The organism is Melaminivora jejuensis, from assembly GCF_017811175.1.
GTDB classification, from domain to species: Bacteria; Pseudomonadota; Gammaproteobacteria; order Burkholderiales; family Burkholderiaceae_C; genus Melaminivora; species Melaminivora jejuensis.
This window is the reverse complement of the sequence record NZ_JACWIJ010000002.1, coordinates 1230079-1248415: the sequence shown is the minus strand read 5'-3', so window position 1 is coordinate 1248415 and position 18337 is coordinate 1230079. Positions and strand designations below refer to the sequence as shown.

The 18337-nt window shown below is 69.6% G+C and carries 19 protein-coding genes; 11 read left to right on the top strand and 8 right to left on the bottom strand.

Going from position 1 to position 18337, the window contains the following annotated elements; translation table 11 throughout:
• Window positions 1–11: 11 nt before the first annotated feature.
• From IDM45_RS06055 to IDM45_RS06040, 4 genes are all read right to left on the bottom strand, one after another.
• Entirely contained in the window at window positions 12–533 is a 522-nt protein-coding gene (locus IDM45_RS06055) for a DUF411 domain-containing protein (protein ID WP_209424026.1), read from the bottom strand.
• Window positions 534–1138: 605 nt separating this feature from the next.
• Window positions 1139–1759, bottom strand: coding sequence for a YitT family protein (locus IDM45_RS06050; RefSeq protein WP_209422047.1), 621 nt, complete (start codon window positions 1757–1759; stop codon window positions 1139–1141).
• 183 nt (window positions 1760–1942) lie between these two features.
• Window positions 1943–2374 carry a DUF3703 domain-containing protein gene (locus IDM45_RS06045; protein ID WP_325169002.1) on the bottom strand — a complete coding sequence of 144 codons (432 nt, stop codon included), beginning with the start codon at window positions 2372–2374 and terminating at the stop codon, window positions 1943–1945.
• Window positions 2364–4421, bottom strand: coding sequence for a heavy metal translocating P-type ATPase (locus IDM45_RS06040; RefSeq protein ID WP_209422045.1), 2058 nt, complete (start codon window positions 4419–4421; stop codon window positions 2364–2366). The genes IDM45_RS06045 and IDM45_RS06040 overlap by 11 nt, the downstream gene beginning before the upstream one ends.
• Before the next feature lie 39 nt (window positions 4422–4460).
• Between IDM45_RS06040 and IDM45_RS06035 the strand changes: the two genes are divergently transcribed.
• The 4 genes from IDM45_RS06035 (at window position 4461) to IDM45_RS06020 (ending at window position 7658) form a co-directional block, all read left to right on the top strand.
• The gene (locus tag IDM45_RS06035; protein ID WP_209422044.1) at window positions 4461–4928 is read left to right on the top strand and encodes a MerR family transcriptional regulator; all 468 of its coding nucleotides are present in this window, start codon (window positions 4461–4463) and stop codon (window positions 4926–4928) included.
• A 99-nt stretch (window positions 4929–5027) separates the two neighbouring features.
• Complete coding sequence (locus tag IDM45_RS06030; RefSeq protein WP_209422043.1) at window positions 5028–5840, top strand: MlaE family ABC transporter permease; 813 nt, start codon at window positions 5028–5030, stop codon at window positions 5838–5840.
• 127 nt (window positions 5841–5967) lie between these two features.
• The gene (locus tag IDM45_RS06025; protein ID WP_411828416.1) at window positions 5968–6888 is read left to right on the top strand and encodes an MlaD family protein; all 921 of its coding nucleotides are present in this window, start codon (window positions 5968–5970) and stop codon (window positions 6886–6888) included.
• Window positions 6885–7658, top strand: a complete 774-nt coding sequence (locus tag IDM45_RS06020; protein WP_232654268.1) for a hypothetical protein — start codon at window positions 6885–6887, stop codon at window positions 7656–7658. The genes IDM45_RS06025 and IDM45_RS06020 overlap by 4 nt, the downstream gene beginning before the upstream one ends.
• A 130-nt stretch (window positions 7659–7788) precedes the next feature.
• Here the strand turns inward: IDM45_RS06020 and wrbA are convergent, their stop codons facing one another.
• From wrbA to IDM45_RS06000, 4 genes are all read right to left on the bottom strand, one after another.
• Window positions 7789–8382: an NAD(P)H:quinone oxidoreductase gene (wrbA, locus tag IDM45_RS06015; protein WP_209422042.1), complete on the bottom strand. Its 594-nt coding sequence runs from the start codon at window positions 8380–8382 to the stop codon at window positions 7789–7791.
• 103 nt (window positions 8383–8485) lie between these two features.
• Entirely contained in the window at window positions 8486–8659 is a 174-nt protein-coding gene (locus IDM45_RS06010; RefSeq protein WP_209422041.1) for a hypothetical protein, read from the bottom strand.
• A 324-nt stretch (window positions 8660–8983) separates the two neighbouring features.
• Window positions 8984–10519: an NAD(P)H-hydrate dehydratase gene (locus IDM45_RS06005; protein ID WP_209422040.1), complete on the bottom strand. Its 1536-nt coding sequence runs from the start codon at window positions 10517–10519 to the stop codon at window positions 8984–8986.
• A gap of 76 nt (window positions 10520–10595) precedes the next feature.
• Complete coding sequence (locus IDM45_RS06000) at window positions 10596–11867, bottom strand: FAD-dependent oxidoreductase (protein WP_209422039.1); 1272 nt, start codon at window positions 11865–11867, stop codon at window positions 10596–10598.
• A 264-nt stretch (window positions 11868–12131) separates the two neighbouring features.
• Here IDM45_RS06000 and rpsB point away from each other — a divergent pair, with 264 nt between their 5' ends.
• From rpsB to ispC, 7 genes are all read left to right on the top strand, one after another.
• A complete protein-coding gene (gene rpsB / locus IDM45_RS05995) occupies window positions 12132–12890 on the top strand; it encodes a 30S ribosomal protein S2 (RefSeq protein ID WP_209422038.1) in 759 nt (252 codons plus the stop codon).
• A 146-nt stretch (window positions 12891–13036) separates the two neighbouring features.
• Window positions 13037–13960, top strand: a complete 924-nt coding sequence (gene tsf / locus IDM45_RS05990) for a translation elongation factor Ts (protein WP_209422037.1) — start codon at window positions 13037–13039, stop codon at window positions 13958–13960.
• Window positions 13961–14037: 77 nt separating this feature from the next.
• Window positions 14038–14766 carry a UMP kinase gene (pyrH, locus tag IDM45_RS05985; protein WP_209422036.1) on the top strand — a complete coding sequence of 243 codons (729 nt, stop codon included), beginning with the start codon at window positions 14038–14040 and terminating at the stop codon, window positions 14764–14766.
• A 57-nt stretch (window positions 14767–14823) separates the two neighbouring features.
• Window positions 14824–15384, top strand: coding sequence for a ribosome recycling factor (frr, locus tag IDM45_RS05980; protein WP_209422035.1), 561 nt, complete (start codon window positions 14824–14826; stop codon window positions 15382–15384).
• Between the two features lie 55 nt (window positions 15385–15439).
• On the top strand, window positions 15440–16165 hold the full coding sequence (uppS, locus tag IDM45_RS05975) for a polyprenyl diphosphate synthase (RefSeq protein ID WP_209422034.1): 726 nt from the start codon (window positions 15440–15442) through the stop codon (window positions 16163–16165).
• 85 nt (window positions 16166–16250) lie between these two features.
• The gene (locus IDM45_RS05970; protein WP_209422033.1) at window positions 16251–17105 is read left to right on the top strand and encodes a phosphatidate cytidylyltransferase; all 855 of its coding nucleotides are present in this window, start codon (window positions 16251–16253) and stop codon (window positions 17103–17105) included.
• A 46-nt stretch (window positions 17106–17151) separates the two neighbouring features.
• Window positions 17152–18327 carry a 1-deoxy-D-xylulose-5-phosphate reductoisomerase gene (gene ispC, locus IDM45_RS05965; RefSeq protein ID WP_209422032.1) on the top strand — a complete coding sequence of 392 codons (1176 nt, stop codon included), beginning with the start codon at window positions 17152–17154 and terminating at the stop codon, window positions 18325–18327.
• The last annotated feature ends 10 nt before the right edge of the window (window positions 18328–18337 follow it).

Sequence of the window (18337 nt, the reverse complement as noted above, 5' to 3'; positions counted from 1 at the left end):
AGCGGCGCCCGTCAGCGGTAGCTGGTGAAGACCCGGGTCGAGACGTTGCTGTTCATCAGGTTCCTGGTCACCAGCAGCACGTCGTAGGGATCCTTGCGACCGCCGTACTCGGGGCCGTCCATGCCGGGACTGCCAACGGGCATCCCAGGCACCGTCAGGCCCAGCGCCTTGGGTTTTTCCTGCAGCAGTTTCTTCACGTCCGACGCGGGCACATGGCCTTCGAGCAGATAGCCGCCGACCAGCGCCGTATGGCACGAGCCCAGGTTCTGCGGCAGGCCGAGCTTGGCGCGTACGGCGGCGTTGCCGCTGTCGTGGACGACGGTCTTGAAGCCGGCTTGGTGCATGTGGTCGATCCAGTCCTTGCAGCAGCCGCAGTTGGGGTCTTTCCAGACTTCCACGGTATTGCTGGCGGTGGCGGTGGCGGTGGTAGCCGGCGCAGCCGGGGATGCTGCCCAGGCGGGCAGGGCGGCGGCGGCCAGCAAGGCGGTGCCGGCGGCCAGCCACTGGCGGCGGGTGGTGGGGTTGAAGGTCATGAAGAAAACTCCCTGGGAACGAAAAATGACGGATTGATGGTGCTGCGGCCCACTGCCGGCTCGGAAATGGCCGGCGCTCGGGCAGGCAAGGTCGAAATTGCCGGGCCGGTCGGGGTGCCTGCTGCCCAGCGGTGCAGCGGGGCTGCCCTGGAGGGCAGATGCGCCCGCCGGGGGCTCAGGTGGCAGCGATGGGAGGACGGATGGCGCGCGTGCGATGCGCGCTGGCGAAGCGGGCGCTGCGCTCGGCTGGAGGGCGGCTGGCGCAGCCGCAGGGCTGGCCAGGCCCGGGGAGGGCGCCAGGGGCGCTGGATGGCACAGGCCGCAGGTGGCGCAGGCGCTGTGGCCCTGCGGCTCGGCGCAGTGGCCGGTATCGGCCCTGCCGCCGCAGTGCTGCGCCGGGGAGACCGCTGCAGCCGGCGGCAGCGCGCCGGCATCGAGGGTCAGGCCCATGGCCACGGCATCCCCCAGCAGGCCGCGCGCCATGAGCAGCAAGGTCACGAGGAGGAAGGCAAGGTGCCGGAGCATGGCTGGGAATGATACGCAGGCGGCGGCGCAAGTTCCCGAGAGACCGGGCGTTGTGCGTTGTGCGTTGGTGCAGAGGGCGTTCACGCCACCAGATAGCGCCCCGGCCTGTGGTTCATGGCCAGCACCAGGTTCAGCACCACGGCACCCAGCACCGACCAGGCCACGCGCTGTGGCTCCACGGTGGCCAGGGCGGCGGCGACGATGCAGCAGTCGATGGCCATCTGCACCTTGCCGGCGCGCCAGCCACGCCTGTCCTGCAGGTACAGCGCCAGGATGCCCACGCCGCCCAGGCTGCTGCGGTGGCGAAACAGCACCAGGAAACCCATGCCCATGAGCAGCCCGCCGGTCAGCGCGGCGTACAGCGGCTGCAGTTGCTCGATGTGCAGCAGCCGTGTCTGCACCTCGCTCAGCAGCGACAGCAGCGCCACGGCGGCAAAGGTCTTGGCCGTGAAGGTGGCGCCCATGCGGCGCAGCGCCAGCCAGTAAAAGGGCAGGTTGAGCACGAAAAACAGCTTGCCGAAGCTGATGCCCGTGGCGTAGTGCAGCACGAAGGCCAGGCCGGCCATGCCGCCCGTGAGCAGCCCGGCGCTGCCCAGGAAGGCGATGCCGATGGACACCAGGGTCACCCCGGTCAGCAGGGCGATGGCATCCTCGATGCGGGAGTGGGCAACGGGTGGGCGGGCGAGGGCGGGGCTGGTCATGAAGGCGGGCAGGCGGACAAGAGCGGGACGCAAAAGACGAATGCAGGCAACTGGCGCAAAAACCCGGCTATTGCAGCGGCTGGGCAATAGCCATGTCTTGTGTTGCATCAAAAAACATAGCTGTCAGCGCTTGTCAGTAAAGGCTTTCAGGCTGATTTCATATGAAATCCACAGCCCTGCACCTCATTCCAGAGCTGCCGATGCCGATGGCGTATCCGGGTTGACCGCTGCCATGGCGGCGCTGATGCGCTGGCGCACGGCGGCGCTGGGCACCATGGTGCGAAACGCCGGCACGATGGCGCGCCCGGTGTTGCCCTGCGGGATGCGGCGCACCACATGCCCGAGCACGGCATAGCCCAGCTGCCGCCACTGGCCCTGCACCTCGTGCTCGTCCCGCAGCTGGCGGGCAAAGGCCAACATGCGCCGATGGGCGCGCCAGTGCAGCGCCAGGCGGTTCTGGCCGATGACGTGGGCGGCCTCCAGATACAGCCAGCGCTCGCGCGGCGGCTGATCGGCGCTGGCCTCGAAGGCGGCCATCAGGTGCTCGAAGGCCTGGCGCTGGCGCTCGCGGCCAGCGGGGTTGGCGGGGTCTTTGCATACTTGGTCAAGCGGTATCTCCCTGGCGGGGCGGCGCGGTGCCGGCCCCGGCGCGCAGGCGCAGGCCGTTGGCCACCACGGCCAGGCTCACGCCCATGTCGGCCACGACGGCCATCCACATGGTCGCCAGGCCCAGCACGGCGAGTATGAAGAAAACCGCTTTGACCCCGAGCGCCAGGGTGATGTTTTGCCACAGCACGCGGTGCGCGCGCCGCGCCAGCACCACGGTGTCGGGGATGCGGCGCAGGTCGTCGTTCATCAGCACCACGTCGGCGGTCTCCATGGCCATGCCGGTGCTGTGCGCGCCGCCCATGGCAAAGCCAACATCGGCGCGCGCCAGGGCCGGTGCGTCGTTGATGCCGTCGCCGGTCATGGCGGTGGGGCCGCGCGTGCGCTGCAGCTCGGCCAGGGCGTCCAGCTTGTCCTGCGGCAGCAGGCCGCCGCGTGCGTCCTGGATACCGGCCTCGCGCGCCACGGTCTGCACGGTAGCCGGGTTGTCGCCGCTGAGCACCAGCGGCTGTACGCCGATCGCCTGCAGCTGCGCCACTGCCTCGGCAGCATGGCCGCGTAGCGGGTCGGCCACGGCGAACAGGGCGTGTACGGCCTGCTCGGTGGCCAGCAAAGTCACGGTGCGGCCCTGCTGCTCGTGCGTGGCCAGCAGCTCCTCCAGGGCCGCATCGGCCAGGCCCAGCTCGCGCACCAGGCGCAGATTGCCCAGCACCCAGCGCTGGCCGGCCAGCAGGCCCTCCACGCCCCGGCCCGGCAGGGCGCGCACGTCCTGGGCGGCGTCCGGTGCGCCTGCCGGCAGACCGGCGGCGATGGCGCGCGAGACTGGATGATCCGAGCGGCTGGCCAGCTGCCAGGCCGCCGCTGCAGCGTCTACCTGATCGGCACTGCCCACGGCCTGCCAATGCACCAGCGCCGGGCTGCCGGTGGTCAGCGTGCCGGTCTTGTCCAGGGCAATGGCCTTGAGGCCGCGTGCCGTCTCCAGCGCACTGCCGCCCTTGATCAAAATGCCCCGGCGCGCGGCAGCCGTCAGCGCGCTGACCACGGTGACCGGCGTGGAAATCACCAATGCGCACGGGCAGGCGATGACCAGCAGCGCCAGCGCCTGGTAGGCCGCCTGGTGCCAGCTCCAGCCCATGAGCCAGGGCGCCAGCACGCCCAGCGCCAGCGCCAGCGCGAAGACGATGGGCGTATAGACGGCGGCAAAGCGATCGACGAAGCGCTGCGTCGGCGCGCGGCTGGCCTGGGCCTGCTCGACGGCGTGGACGATGCGCGCCAGCAGCGTGCTGCCCGGCGCCGCCGTGACCTGCATGAACAGCTCGCCATGCTGGTTGACGCTGCCGGCATACAGCGGGTCGCCCGGGCCTTTGTCGGCCAGCTGGCTCTCGCCGGTGATGGGCGCCTGGTTGACCGCGCTCAGGCCGCGCGTCACCGTGCCATCGAGCGGCACGCGCGCACCGGCGGCGATGCGCAGCACGGCGCCGGGCGACACCTCGGCGGCGCTGGTGCGCTGCGTGCTGCCGTCGGCCTGCACCACGTCGGCCGTCTCGGGTGCCAGATCGAGCAGGCCGCGAATGGCGTTGCGCGCCCTATCCATGGCGGCGTGCTCGATGCGCTCGGCGGCCACGTACAGCGCCATGACCATGGCCGCCTCGGGCCACTGGCCGATCAGCACTGCGCCCGTGACGGCCACGGCCATCAGGGCGTTGATGCCCAGGCGCAGCCGCGCCAGATCCTGCAGGCCGGCCTGATACACGCCCAGGCCGGACAGGGCGATGGCCAGCACTGCCAACGCCATGCCGGGCAGGTCGTACTGCAGCCAATGGGCGACCTCGGCGCCGGCGGCCAGCGCCAGGGCGGCGCTGATACGCGGCCAGCCGGGCAGGGCGCCATGGTCGTGGCCGTCGCCCCCGTCATCGCCGTGGCCGCAGGGCGAGCAGGCGGAGGTGCTGGTGCTGGCGCAGGCCGGGGCAGCGCCGGCGGCATGGCCGTGGCTGTGCCCGTGGCCGTGGCCGTGGCCGGCTTCGGGCGGGTGAGGGTGGTGGTGTTTCTGGCTCATGCGATGATTGGAAACCTTGAAGTCACTTCAATGTCAAGCATGAGCGCCCAAAGCCCCCGCCACCGCATCGGCGATGCCGCCCGCCTGTCGGGCGTGCCGCCGGCCAACATCCGCTACTACGAACGCGAAGGCCTGCTCAGTGGCCACACGCGCGCCGAGAACCGCTATCGCCTGTACAGCGACGAGGAGGTGCACCGCCTGCGCTTCGTGCGCCTGTGCCGGGCCATGGACATGTCGCTGCAGGAAGTGCGCGCCCTGTTGCAGCTCGATACGCGCACCATCCATGCTGATGGCGCCGACCACGCCGCCTGCGCTACGCTGGACGAGCATCTGCAGCATGTGCGCACCCGGCTGGACGAGCTGCGCGTGCTTGAGCGTGAGCTGCAGGCGCTGCGCGGGCGCTGCGATGGCTCGGGCGGGCAGTGCCACGTCATCGAGGCCCTGCACCAGCGCGCCGATGCCGAGCCGGTGCCCGAGCCGACGGTGGCAGGCAAGCGGCACGTCTGAAGATGCTTCGATTGGGCTATGATTTCCATAGCTGAAACCGCTTGACGCATAAGGCTTTGAAGCGCTTTTCATTCATATTTCTGTGATCTTCCGACAGCCATGAATGCCCTGCACGCCGCCTTGCACCAGCCCACGCGGCTGGCCGTTATCGCACGCCGCTGGGGCCTGGCCTGGGCGCGCATCTTCTATCTGGGCGCAGTGGTGCTGGTGCTGATGCTGTCGCCGTCGAGCTACTCGCGCGGCACGCGCTGGCGCCTGGCGCGCCACATGTACCAGGACACGGCGCCCATCCTGCTGGGCTTCACGCTGCTGGCGGCGCTGCTGTCGCTGGTCATCACGCGCATCGTGGTGGTCACTGCCGAGAGCTACGGCCTGACGCGCTATGCGCTGGAGATGGTGATCCGCGTGCTGGTGCTGGAGCTGATCCCGCTCACGGCGGCGCTGTTCGTGGCCATGCGCGCCACCATCCCCAACGGCACGCAGCTGGCGCTGATGCGTGAATCGGGCCACTTCCAGGCGCTGCGCGCACGCGGCGCCGATCCGGTGCGCATGGAGCTGCTGCCGCGCGTGGTCGCCGGCATGTATGCCAGCATCACGCTGGCGGCGCTGTCGTGCGTGGTGGCGCTGGTCATGGCCTATCTGGGCGTCTATGGCCTGACGCTGGCCGGCCTGTCCGGCTACACGCGCATGTTCGGCCACGTCTTCACGCCGCAGATCACGCTGGTGTTTGCGCTGCGCACGCTGTTCTTCAGCATGGCGATCGCGCTGATTCCCATGGCCTCGGGCATCTATGAGACGGGCCGGGCCGGACAGGCGCAGCAGCCCGACTCCGAGATCGGCGGCCTGGCGCGCATGTTCGCCGTGCTGCTGCTGATCGAGGTCGTGTCCCTGATGAGCAATTACTACTATTGACCCCTGACTGCCGCCCTCTTGCAATGGCCCACTCCAAGCCCCCCACCCCGACGACGAGCTGCTGCGCCCCGTCGCCCACCTGCGCGCCAAGGCGGCGGCGCTGCTGCTGTTCACGCTGACGCTGATCGTGGGCTCGGCGCTGTACCTGATGTATGCGCGCGGCGTGTTCGAGCCGACGCAGCGCCTGATCCTGGTGGCCGATGACTCCGAGGGCGTGGCCGTGGGCATGGACGTGACGTTCTCGGGCTTTCCGATCGGGCGGGTGCGCGGCCTGCGCCTGGCCGAAGGCGGCGAGGTGCGCATCGCCGTCGATGTCGCGCGGCGCGACGCGCACTGGCTGCGCGAGTCCAGCGTCTTCACCCTGGTGCGCGGCCTGGTCGGCGGCACCACCATCAAGGCCTACAGCGGCGTGCTGAGCGACCCGCCCCTGCCCGATGGCGCCGTGCGCCCGGTGCTGCGCGGCGACGCCACCGCGGAAATCCCGCGCCTGATGGCCGAGGCGCGCGAGCTGCTGGAAAACCTGACCCAGCTGACGGCAGCCGACTCCGCGCTGGGCGGCGCCATGGGCAATGTGCGCACGCTGACCGAACGGCTGAACGCCCCCGGCGGCGTGCTGTCGGTGCTGACCGGCAGCGATGCCGAGTCCCGGCAGGTGCTGCTGGCCCTGCAGCGCAGCAACCAGCTGCTGGCGCGCCTGGACGGCATGGCGGCGCGCATCGACGGGGCTGTGGCGCGCGTCGATGGCATGGTCGCGCGTGCCGACAGACAGGTGCTGGGCAGCGAAACCGATGCCGGCCTGGTGGCCGAGGTGCGCGCCACCGTGCTGCAGCTCAATGCCCTGCTGGGCGATGCGCGGCGCAGCATGGCCAAGGTCGATGCCGTGCTGGCCGAAGCCCAGGCCGTGGGCGCCAACACCCGCGAGGCCACGGTCGGCCTGGGCGAGCTGCGCGCCGAGATCGAGGCCAATTTGCGCAAGGTCGAGGGCCTGCTGGCCGAGATCAACCGCAAATGGCCCTTTGCCCGCGATGCCGAACTGAAGCTGCCATGACTGCCGCGCTCACCATGCCCACTGTGTCCACCGTGCCTACTGCTCCCATTGCCGCCACTGCCACGCACGGCCTGCGCCGGCCCTGGTCGCGACTCCCACTGTCCCTGGCGGTGCTGGCGCTGACGCTGGTGCTGGCCGGCTGCTCCAGCAAGCCGCCGCAGCCCGACTGGCAGATCAACGCCCACGACAGCGCCGAGCGGGCCACGCGCGCCTGGCTGGCCAGCGACAGCCGGGTGGCGCAGCAGGAGTGGAAGCGCGCCCGCGCCGAGGTGGCGCGCACCGGCAGTCCGGCGCTGCTGGCGCGGCTGGAGCTGATGCGCTGCGCGGTGCAGGTGGCCAGCCTGGACGGCGGCGAGTGCCCGGCCTTCGAGGCGCTGCGCACCGATGCGCAAAAGCCCGAGCGCAGCTATGCCGACTATCTGGCCGGGCGCAGCATGGCCGAGGTGGATGCCGCCCTGCTGCCGCCGGCGCAGCGCGCGGCCCTGGCCAGCCCCGGGGCGATTGCCGCCATCGAAGACCCGCTGGCCCGGCTGGTGGCTGCCGGCGCCGCGCTGCAGGCGGGCCGCGCCACGCCCGAGACGCTGGTCATCGCCACCGACACCGCCTCGGCCCAGGGCTGGAGCCGGCCATTGCTGGCCTGGCTGCTGCTGCGTGTGGAGCGTGCACGCGCTGTCGGCGATGAAGAACTGGCCCAGGCCCTGCAGCGCCGCGCCGCATTGGTGCAAGGGCGCGGCCAGCCTGCCGAGGCAGGGCAAAAGACCGTTGATTGAGGGGAGGGAATGCGCCGCGCTCCCTTCGAGGGGGCGCAGCGGATGGGCACCTTGGTGCGCTGATGGACGGTGGTGCGTTCTGCGTGGAGCGCTTTGCGTTCTGCGGCTGTCCACGCCCAACGCCCGGCGCTCACCCTTTGAGCTTGCCCGCCACCTCCAGCAGGCGCCGCACCTGGTGGCCGATGGCCGATTTCACGTCATCGGTGAAATCGTCGCCCTGCTTGTGCGTGTAGCCGTAGGGATTGCCGCCGGTCTTGAAGATCACCGGGTCGGTGTAGCCCGGCGCGACGATGACGCTGCCCCAGTGCATGGCCGTGACGTAGAACGACAGCAGCGTGCTTTCCTGCCCGCCGTGTGTGTTCTGCGCCGAGGTCATGCCCGAAATCGCCTTGTTGGCCAGGCCGCCCTTGGCCCAGACGCCGCCCAACGTGTCGATGAAGGCGCGCATCTGGCTGGCCATGACGCCAAAGCGCGTTGGTGCGGAAATCAGATAGGCGTCGGCCCATTCCATGTCCTGCGCGCTGGCCGTGGGAATGTCGGCTGTCCTGTCGGCCTGCGCCTTCCACGGCTCCTGACCAGCCACGACCTCGGCGGGTGCTGTCTCGGCGGCCTTGAGCAGGCGCACTTCGGCACCGGTGGCGCGGGCGGCATCGGCGGCGATCAGCGCCATCTGGTGGTTGGTGCCGTAGGTCGAGTAATAGACGATGGCGAGCTTGACGGGCATGGCTGTCCTCCTGTGCTGTGGTGAAAGAAACGTAACCTGCCGCATGTTAGGCCGGCGCGGTCGCGCCGCCTGTCGGAGACAGTCCCGTCCAGTAAAGCGCCGCTCAGTCCAGCAGGCCGGCGGGCAGGAGTTGCTCGATATCCAGGTGTACCTGCGAGTCGGCCGCCTGGGCGGCGTGGCGCGGCAGCAGGGTCAGCACGCTGGCCACCACTGCCAGCAGCACGGTGACCACGAAAGCGACAAGCGCCGGGGTGCTGGAGTGGATGGGGTGTTTCATGGCAATGACCTCTGGCTATGTGAGGCGGGCTGGTGGCTGGGCAGCGCGCAACGATGAGATTGCAACGCGGCAGCAGCGTTTTGGTTGTCAGACGAGGCCCAGTGCCCCGGTGAGATCGGGTTTCCAGTGCTGTCCCAGCTATCGCAGCCGTGAATGCTGCGCCTTGGGGCTGGGGGCAGTCGAGCGTCGAGTGTTGCGCGGTTGCGTGCCCCAGGCGCCCAAGGCGCGGCGCTCAGCCGCTCGGAGGTGCGGGGAGGCTGATCCGCCGCGTTACCCTGCAAGGAGCGGGTTCCAGCGCGTGCGGAGGCTCTCGTGCGGGCGCTCTCAGCCCGGCGTCAAGGCCTGTGCCAGGGCCAGCGCCGTGAGCGCCCGGCCCGCCGGCCAGGCGTCTGCCGTAGCTCCGTGCTGCCAGCAGGCGGCTGCCGCCGCCTCGAAAGCCGCATCCGCTTGCAGCGCCCGGCCAGCCAGCCGCGCGCCCAGCAGGCCGGCCAGCACGTCGCCCGTGCCGGCGGTGGCCAGCAGGGCATTGCCGCTGGCGTTGATGAGTGGCACGCGGCCCGGTGCGGCGATGACACTGCCCGAGCCCTTGAGCACCACAGTGCAGGCAAAGCGCGCGGCCAGTTCGCTGGCGGCGCCCAGGCGGTCGGCCTGCACGGCCTCGGTGCTGCTGTCCAGCAGCCGCGCGGCCTCCAGCGGGTGCGGGGTCAGTACGGTACTGCCCGGTGCGTGGGCGCCGCGCTCGTGCAGCAGGCGGGCCAGCTGCCGGTCGGTGGCAATGGCGTTGAGCGCGTCGGCGTCCAGCACCAGGCGCGCCGCGCGCTGCACGATGGGCGCCAGCACGCCCGCCACGGCCACGCCGCCGCCGCAGCCGGCAACGATCGTCAAGCCATCGAGCGCCAGCGCCTCGAAGCGGCGCAACATGCACTCGGGCTGCAGGCTGGTCAAGGCCTGCGCCTCGATCTGGCTCTCGTCCTTGCCTGGCAGCAGGCTGACCAGCACCCGCCCGGCGCCAGCGTGCAGCGCAGCGCTGGCCGCCAGCAGCGCAGCGCCGGTCATGCTCATGCCGCGCTGCGCCAGGCCCTCGCCGCCAACGATGGCGACATCGCCAAAACTGCCCTTGTGGCTGGCATGGCTGCGTGCGATGGGCGCTGGTGCCGCGCCCAGCCAGGCATCGGGGGCGGTCTGCGGTGCCTGCACGCCCAGGTCATCGAACCAGACCTGGCCAGCGGCGTCGCGCCCCTGCGCCGTGAACAGGCCGGGCTTGAGGGTCAGCAGCGCCAGGGTATGCCGCGCCGAAATGATCGGGGATTGCGGCGCCAGCCCAGGGGCGTACTGCCCGCTGCCGGCCAGCAGGCCCGAGGGCAGATCGACACACAGCACTGGGGCGGCGCTGGCCTGGACGGCTGCCAGGTGCCGCAGCAGGTGGGCGTCTGGTCGGCTGCGCGGTGCGGGCGACAGGCCCAAGCCGAGCAGGGCGTCGATGCACAGATCCTGCGCGCCCAGCGCAGGGGGCGCCTCCAGCAGCGGCACGCCGGCCTGCAATGCACGCTGCCAGGAGGCGCGGGCGTCGGCGGGCAGTTGCTGCGGGTCGTGGGCCAGACAGGTCAGCACCACATGCTGCCCGCTGGCGTGCAGGAGGGCAGCGGCCTCCAGCCCGTCGCCGCCGTTGTTGCCGCTGCCGCAGGCCACCCAGATGGTGCGCGCGTGCGGCGCCAGCGCCCGCGCCAGGCGGGCCGTGGCCTGGCCGGCGCGCTGCATCAGCGTGTGGGCGGGTAGGTGGGCGGCGGCGGTGTGCTCGATGGCGCGCGTGGCCTGGGCGCCGAACAGGGGTTGGGCGGTGGTGGAGGTGATGCGCTGCATGGCGGCATTGTGGGGGGCGCAGTGTGCGCTCTCTCGGAGCGTCGCGGGGCGCAGGCCTTGCAACGCATAGCGAACGCTAGAACCGCGACAGCGCCAGCGGTGCCAGATCGACCTGTGGCGTGCGCCCGGCGATCAGGTCGGCCACGGCCCGGGCGCTGCCGCAGGCCTGGGCCCAGCCGCTGGCGCCGTGGCCGATGTTGAGCCACAGACCCCGCGCCGGGCCGGCGCCGATGATGGGTGCCCCATCGGCCAGCGTCGGCCGCGCGCCGCGCCAGACCTGCACTTGCGGCGACGACAGCAGCGCCCCGCCCGGAAACCAGCCCGACAGCGCCAGATACAGCGTGCGCAGCGTCGCGTCGTCATGCCGCCCGCCGGCGTAGCCCAGTTCGGCGCCGCCGGACACACGCACGCGCTGGCCCTGGCGGCTGATGGTGATGCGGTGCTGCGGGTCGATCAGGCTGCCCTGCGGGGCGTGCAGGTCGTCGCGCACCGGGGCAGTGACCGAATAGCCATGCACCGGCATCAGGGGCACGCGCACACCCAGCGGGCGCAGCAGCGCGGCGCTGGCCTGGCCGGCGCACAGCACCAGCGCATCGGCGCGCACTGGCTCGGTGCGGCCAGCGAGCTGCACGCCCGTTGCCTGCCCCGTCTGTCCCTTGCCCGAGCCGGGCACCAGCGCCTGTACCCGGGTGTTGAAGACAAAGCGTGCGCCGCGCTCCTGCGCTGCCTGGCGCAACAGTTGGGCAAACAACCGGCAGTTGCCGCTGGCGCCCTCGGGCGCGTGCAGGGCGCCGGCCAGCGGCACATCGGCGGCCAGGCCGGGCTCGATCAGCCGCGCGGTCTCGGCATCGACCTCGCGCAGCGGTGCGCCGGCAGCGTCCAGCACCTGCATGGCCGGCTCCAGCAGCTGCCGGTCGCTGTGCTGGCGCAGCAGCACCAGGGTGCCGCGACTGGCTTCGATGTCGGTGTCCAGCATGGCCGCGATGGCCTGGGTGCGCTGCAGGCTGTCGCGGCCCAGTGCGGCCAGCGCGGCCAGCCGCTCGGCGGCCTGCGCCTGGTGGCCGGCGCGCAGCCAGCGCCACAGCCAGGCCAGCCCGGCCAGGCCCGCGCCCTGCATCAGCCGCATGGTGGCGCGGCTGCCCATCAGGCGCCGCGCCAGCCGGCCATTCACGCCGGGCACCGCCCACGGGATCAGCAGCGCTGGCGCCAGCAGCCCGGCACTGGCAAAGCTGGCCTGCTCGGCGGCGGCGGCCTGCTGCTCCAGCACGACGACCTCATGGCCATCGCGGGCCAGCTCATGGGCAGTGGCGGTGCCAACGATGCCGGCTCCGACGATCAGGATACGCATAAAAAGGATGAAAAGCGGCGCAAACCCGCTTGCAGCAAGCGCGAATAGCTATGGTTTCAGGAATGTGCAGCAGTCTGCGTGGAGGACGCAGAGCGGGCGCGTGAGGCTGCAGGGCAGGGTGTCTATGGTAGAATCCCTGAGTTTTGCCAAGTCCTGGCAAGACAAATAGCAAACCAGCCTTCTCAAGGTGTTGCGCCTGGATGCCGGCAAGGCACGGCGCAATGATCGGGCTGGATTTTAGACCCAACCTTTGGAGCAATTTTCATGTCCGTGACCATGCGCGAAATGCTGGAAGCCGGTGTCCACTTCGGCCACCAAACCCGCTTCTGGAACCCCAAGATGGCCCCCTACATCTTTGGCCATCGCAACAAGATCCACATCATCAACCTGGAAAAATCGCTGCCGATGTTCCAGGAGGCGCAGAAATTCGCCCGGCAGCTGGCTGCCAATCGCGGCACCATCCTGATGGTCGGCACCAAGCGCCAGGCGCGCGAGCTGGTGGCCGAGCAGGCCCAGCGCGCTGGTATGCCCTATGTCGATCAGCGCTGGCTGGGCGGCATGTTGACCAACTTCAAGACCGTCAAGACCTCCATCAAGCGCTTGAAGGACATGAAGGCCCAGCAGGAAGCCGGCCTTGAGTCCATGAGCAAGAAAGAGCAGCTGATGTTCACCCGCGAGCTGGAAAAGCTTGAGCGCGACATTGGCGGCATCCAGGACATGAACGCCCTGCCCGACGCCATCTTCGTGATCGACGTGGGTTTCCACAAGATCGCCGTGGCCGAGGCCAAGAAGCTGGGCATCCCGCTGATCGGCGTGGTGGACTCCAACCACAACCCCGAAGGCATCGACTACGTCATTCCCGGCAACGACGACTCGGCCAAGGCCGTGGCGCTGTACGCACGCGGCATGGCTGACGCCATCGTCGATGGCCGCGAGAACGCCGTGAACGACCTGGTCAAGACCGTCGCCGGCAGCGAAGACTCCACCGACGAATTCGTCGAAGTGGAAAACACCGCCGCCTGATCAGTCCTGTGGCCCAAGCGCCCGCCCCGCCGCACAAGGCGGGCGTGGGAGCCTGACAAAAGCGGGATTCGCCAAAGCGCCCGCTTTTTTGTTTTGCGGGCCGCTGCCCGCCCCCTGAACAATTGCAACGAACGGAGAACACAACAATGGCTGCTATTACCGCAAGCATGGTCGGCGAACTGCGCGCCAAGACCGACGCCCCCATGATGGAGTGCAAGAAGGCCCTGACCGAAGCCGGTGGCGACATGGCCAAGGCCGAGGAGCTGCTGCGTGTCAAGCTCGGCACCAAGGCTGGCAAGGCCGCGTCGCGCGTCACCGCCGAGGGCGTGATCGCCGCCAGCATCGAGGACAGCCGTGGCGCCATGATCGAAGTCAACAGCGAAACCGACTTCGTCTCCAAGAACGACAGCTTCATCGCCATGGCCAATGCCGCCGCCCGTCTGGTGGCCGAGCACCAGCCCGCTGACATCGAGGCCCTGGGTCAGTTGGCCTACGAGCAGGACGGCTTCGGCCCTACGCTGGAAGACGTGCGCAAGGGCCTGATCGGCAAGATCGGCGAGAACATGTCGTTTCGCCGCTTCAAGCACTTCGCCGGCACGCAACTGGCCTCCTACCTGCACGGCACGCGCATCGGCGTGGTTGTCGAGTACGAAGGTGACGCCACCGCCGCCAAGGACGTGGCCATGCACGTGGCTGCCATGAAGCCCGTGGCCGTGACCAGCGCCGATGTGCCTGCCGAGCTGATCGAAAAAGAGCGCGCCGTGGCAGCCGGCAAGGCCGAGGAAGCCAACAAGGAGCTGGAAGCCGCCGGCAAGCCGGCCCAAAGTCCCGAGATCACCGCCAAGCGCATCGACGGCGCCGTGCAGAAGTACCTCAAGGAAGTCTCGCTGTCCGACCAGGTCTTCGTGAAGGCTGCCGACGGCAAGCAGACCGTGGGCCAGATGCTCAAGGAAAAGGCTACCCGCGTACTGGGCTTCACCCTGTACGTGGTGGGCGAGGGCATCGAGAAAAAGGCCGACGACTTCGCCGCCGAAGTGGCCGCGCAAGTCGCCGCTGCCAAGGCCGGCTGACCGCCGGCTGATCGCCCACCGCCTCTGTCCCTGCCCCCTGTCCATCCCCTCAACCCTTGCCTTACGGAGCCCCCGCCATGACCGCCACCGCCCAGCCAGCCTATACGCGCATCCTGCTCAAGCTGTCTGGCGAGGCGCTCATGGGCGACGATGCCTTCGGCATCAACCGCAGCGTCATCGAGCGCATGGTCTCCGACATCGCCGAGGTCATAGCGCTGGGCGTGCAGGTGGCGGTGGTGATCGGCGGCGGCAACATCTTTCGCGGCGTTGCCGGCGGAGCCGAGGGCATGGATCGGGCCACCGCCGACTACATGGGCATGTTGGCCACGGTGATGAACTCGCTGGCGCTGGCCGACGCCATGAACCGCCGCGAGGGCCTGACGGCCCGCGTCATGTCGGCCATCGACATCCAGCAGGTGGTCGAGCCTTACGTGCGGCCCAAGGCGCTGCAATACCTGGAAGAGGGCAAGGTGGTGGTGTTTGCCGCCGGCACCGGCAACCCGTTCTTCACCACCGACACGGCTGCCGCCCTGCGCGGCGCCGAGATCGGCGCGCAGCTGGTGCTCAAGGCCACCAAGGTCGATGGCGTCTATACCGCCGACCCGGTGAAAGACCCCAGCGCCACGCGCTACACCCAGCTCACGTTCGACGAGGCCATGGTGCGCAATCTGGGCATCATGGACGCCACCGCCTTTGCCCTGTGCCGCGACCAGAAACTCCCCATCCGGGTGTTTTCCATCAACAAGCCCAGTGCGCTCAAGCGCGTCGTGCTGGGCGAGGACGAGGGCACCCTGGTGTACGCTTGAGCGCTTTTTCGGGTCTGCACCGCACCCGTGTGTTGAAGCCATGTTGAAGGAATTCCCATGACCATCGCCGACATCAAGAAAAACACCGAAGGCAAGATGGAGCAGTCCATCGCCGCCCTGAAAAACAACCTGTCGCGCATCCGCACGGGCCGCGCCAACCCGCAGCTGCTCGACGCCATCCATGTCGAGTACTACGGCTCCATGGTGCCGCTGTCGCAGGTGGCCAACGTGTCGCTGCTGGACGCGCGCACCATCAGCGTGCAGCCCTGGGAAAAGAACATGTCGGCCAAAGTCGAGAAGGCCATCCGCGAAAGCGACCTGGGCCTGAACCCGGCGTCGCTCGGCGAGCTGATCCGCGTGCCCATGCCGCCCATGAGCGAGGAGCGCCGCAAGGAGATGACCAAGCTGGCGCGCACCGAGGGCGAGGCCGCCAAGGTGGCCATCCGCAACCTGCGCCGCGACGCCAACGAGGGCGTCAAGAAGCTGGTCAAGGACAAGCTGGCTTCCGAGGACGACCAAAAACGCTCCGAAGCCGATGTGCAAAAGACCACCGACAAGTACATCGCCGAGATCGACGCCCTGGTCGCTGCCAAGGAGCAGGACATCATGGCCATCTGAGCGGCGCAGACCGCTCACTGCCTGCCTGCTGCATTTTTTCGGCCCTCGCCTGCCCATGCCCGCTGCCCTCCCGCACCACATCGCCATCGTCATGGACGGCAATGGCCGCTGGGCGCGCAAGCGCTTCCTGCCGCGCCTGGCCGGGCACGCGCAGGGCGTGGAGGCGCTGCGCCGCTGCGTGCGTGCCTGCGCGGCGCGCGGCGTGCAGGTGCTGACGGTGTTTGCGTTTTCCTCGGAAAACTGGAGCCGCCCAGCCGATGAAGTCTCTGGCCTGATGGGCCTGCTGGCCAAGGCGCTGGCACGCGAGGTGCCTGATCTGAGCCGCGACGGCGTGCGCGTGCATTTCGTCGGCGACCGCGCCGCGCTGTCCGACAGCGTGCGCCGAGGCCTGGAGCAGGCCGAGCAGCTCACCGTCGGCAACAGCCGGCTGGTGCTCAACATCTGCTTCAACTACGGCGGGCGCTGGGACATCGTGCAGGCCGCCGCCCGCCTGGCCGAGCGCGGCCAGGCCATCACCGAAGCCAGCCTGCACGCCGCCATGGGCCTGGCGCACGTGCCCGACCCCGATCTGGTCATCCGCACCGGCGGCGAGATGCGCATCAGCAACTTCCTGCTGTGGCAGGCTGCCTACAGCGAATTCGTGTTCAGCGAGCGACTATGGCCGGACTTCGACGAAGCAGCGCTGGACGAGGCCATTGCCAGCTACGGCGCGCGCGAGCGCCGCTTTGGCCGCACCTCCGAGCAAGTCTGCGCGCAGCAGCCCGAGGCGCTGCAGGCTTGAGCCGCATACGTCCGCAGCGCTGGCGGCACCGGCTGCCGCCTGGCCATCCTTGTTTTCCACATCCGCCAGCGAAAGGGGTCTTGGCGTGCTCAAGCAACGTGTCATCACTGCCCTGATCCTGCTGGCCATCCTGCTGCCGGCGCTGTTCTATCCCTCGCCGCTGCCCTTTGCCGCGCTGGCCCTGGCCATGATGGCGGCGGCCGCCTGGGAATGGGGCCGGCTCAACGGCCTGGGGCAGGGCGCCAGCGTGGCCCTGGGCGCCATTTGCGTGACCCTGTGCGCCAGCAGTTGGACGGCGGGCTGGCTGGAGCAGCCCCTGACCGGCCTGTGGCTGGCCACTGGCGCCGCCTGGGTGTTGGGCGCCGCAGCGCTGCTGCGTGCCGGTGTGGCCGGCTGGCCGGGCGTGCCGCGCGGCGTGCGCGTGGCCGGCGGCGTGGTCGCGCTGTGGCTGGCCTGGCTGGCAGTGGCGCAGGCACGCACCATCGGCATCAATTTCCTGCTGTCCGTGCTGGCCCTGGTCTGGGCGGCGGACACCTTTGCCTATTTCTCTGGCCGGGCCTTCGGCCTGCGCTTCACCAAGGGCAAGCTGGCCCCGTCCATCAGTCCCGGCAAGAGCTGGGAGGGCGTGTGGGGCGGCATGGTCGGCGTGCTGGTGCTGGCGCTGGCCTGGATCTGGCTGGATCGGGCCAACGCCGTGGCCGTGCCCAGCTTCTACAGCGTGCTGGCGCGGGCCGGCTGGCTATTGCTGCCGGCGCTGCTGTTCATGACCGCCATGAGCGTGGCCGGCGATCTGGTCGAATCCCTGGTCAAGCGCAGCGCCGGCGCCAAGGACTCCAGCCAGCTGCTGCCCGGCCATGGCGGGGTGCTCGACCGCATCGACGCGCTGCTGCCCATCCTGCCGCTGGCGCTGATGCTGACCCGCCTGGCTTCCCCCTCCTGAATCCGAAGCTGCCTCGGGCCGACGCCCGGCTTTGCTGAACTTGCGCATGACACAAAAAATCACGGTGCTCGGCTCCACGGGCTCCATCGGCACCAGCACCCTGGACGTGCTGGCCCGCCACCCCGACCGCTACGAAGTCTTTGCGCTCAGCGCTGCCACCCAGGTGGATGCGCTACTGGCGCAGTGCGCTGCCTTTCGGCCGCGCTACGCCGTCATGGCGAGTGCCGGACACGCCCGCGAACTGGCGCAGAAAATCAAGGCCAATGGCCTGCCAACCCTTGTCCTGCAAGCGCCGGATGCTCTTGAAACCATAGCTTCGCATGAGGATGTCGATGCCGTCATGGGCGCCATCGTCGGCGCCGCCGGCCTGGCGCCCTGCCTGGCTGCGGCGCGCGCCGGCAAGCGGCTGCTGCTGGCCAACAAGGAGGCGCTGGTGGTCGGGGGGCAGATGTTCATGGACGCAGTGAAAAGCGGCGGCGCCACGCTCTTGCCCATCGACAGCGAGCACTCGGCCATCTTCCAGAGCCTGCCCGAAGATCCATCGACCTGGCCGCGCCGCGTGCAGCACGTGTTGCTGACGGCCTCGGGCGGGCCGTTTCGCACGCGCACGCCGCAGACGCTGCGTGACGTGACGCCGGGCGAGGCCTGCGCACACCCCAATTTCTCCATGGGCCGCAAGATCTCCATCGACTCGGCCACCATGATGAACAAGGCGCTGGAGGTCATCGAGGCGCGCTGGCTGTTCGACCTGGCGCCCGAGCAAATCAAGGTCGTCATCCACCCGCAGCAGATCATCCATTCGATGGTGCAGTTCGTGGACTTGTCCATCATCGCCCAGCTGGGCACGCCCGACATGCGCGTGCCGATTGCCTGCGGCCTGGCCTGGCCCGAGCGCGTGCAAAGCGGCGCGGCGCCGCTGGACTTCACGCAGCTGGCCGCGCTGACCTTCGAGGAGGCCGATGCCGTACGCTTTCCCGGCCTGCACCTGTCGTGGCAGGCGCTGGCCGCCGCGCCGGGCACGACGGCGGTGCTCAACGCCGCCAACGAAGTCGCGGTGGCGGCCTTTCTGGACGGGCGCATCCGCTTCGACCAGATCCATGCCCTGAACCTGGCAACTTTGGAGGCCGTGCCGGCATCCAACGCCGATTCGCTGCAGGGCCTGCTGGAGCTGGACGCACGCACGCGCAGCCGCGCCGGCGAACTGCTGCAGCGCTTCCAATAAGATAGCTGGA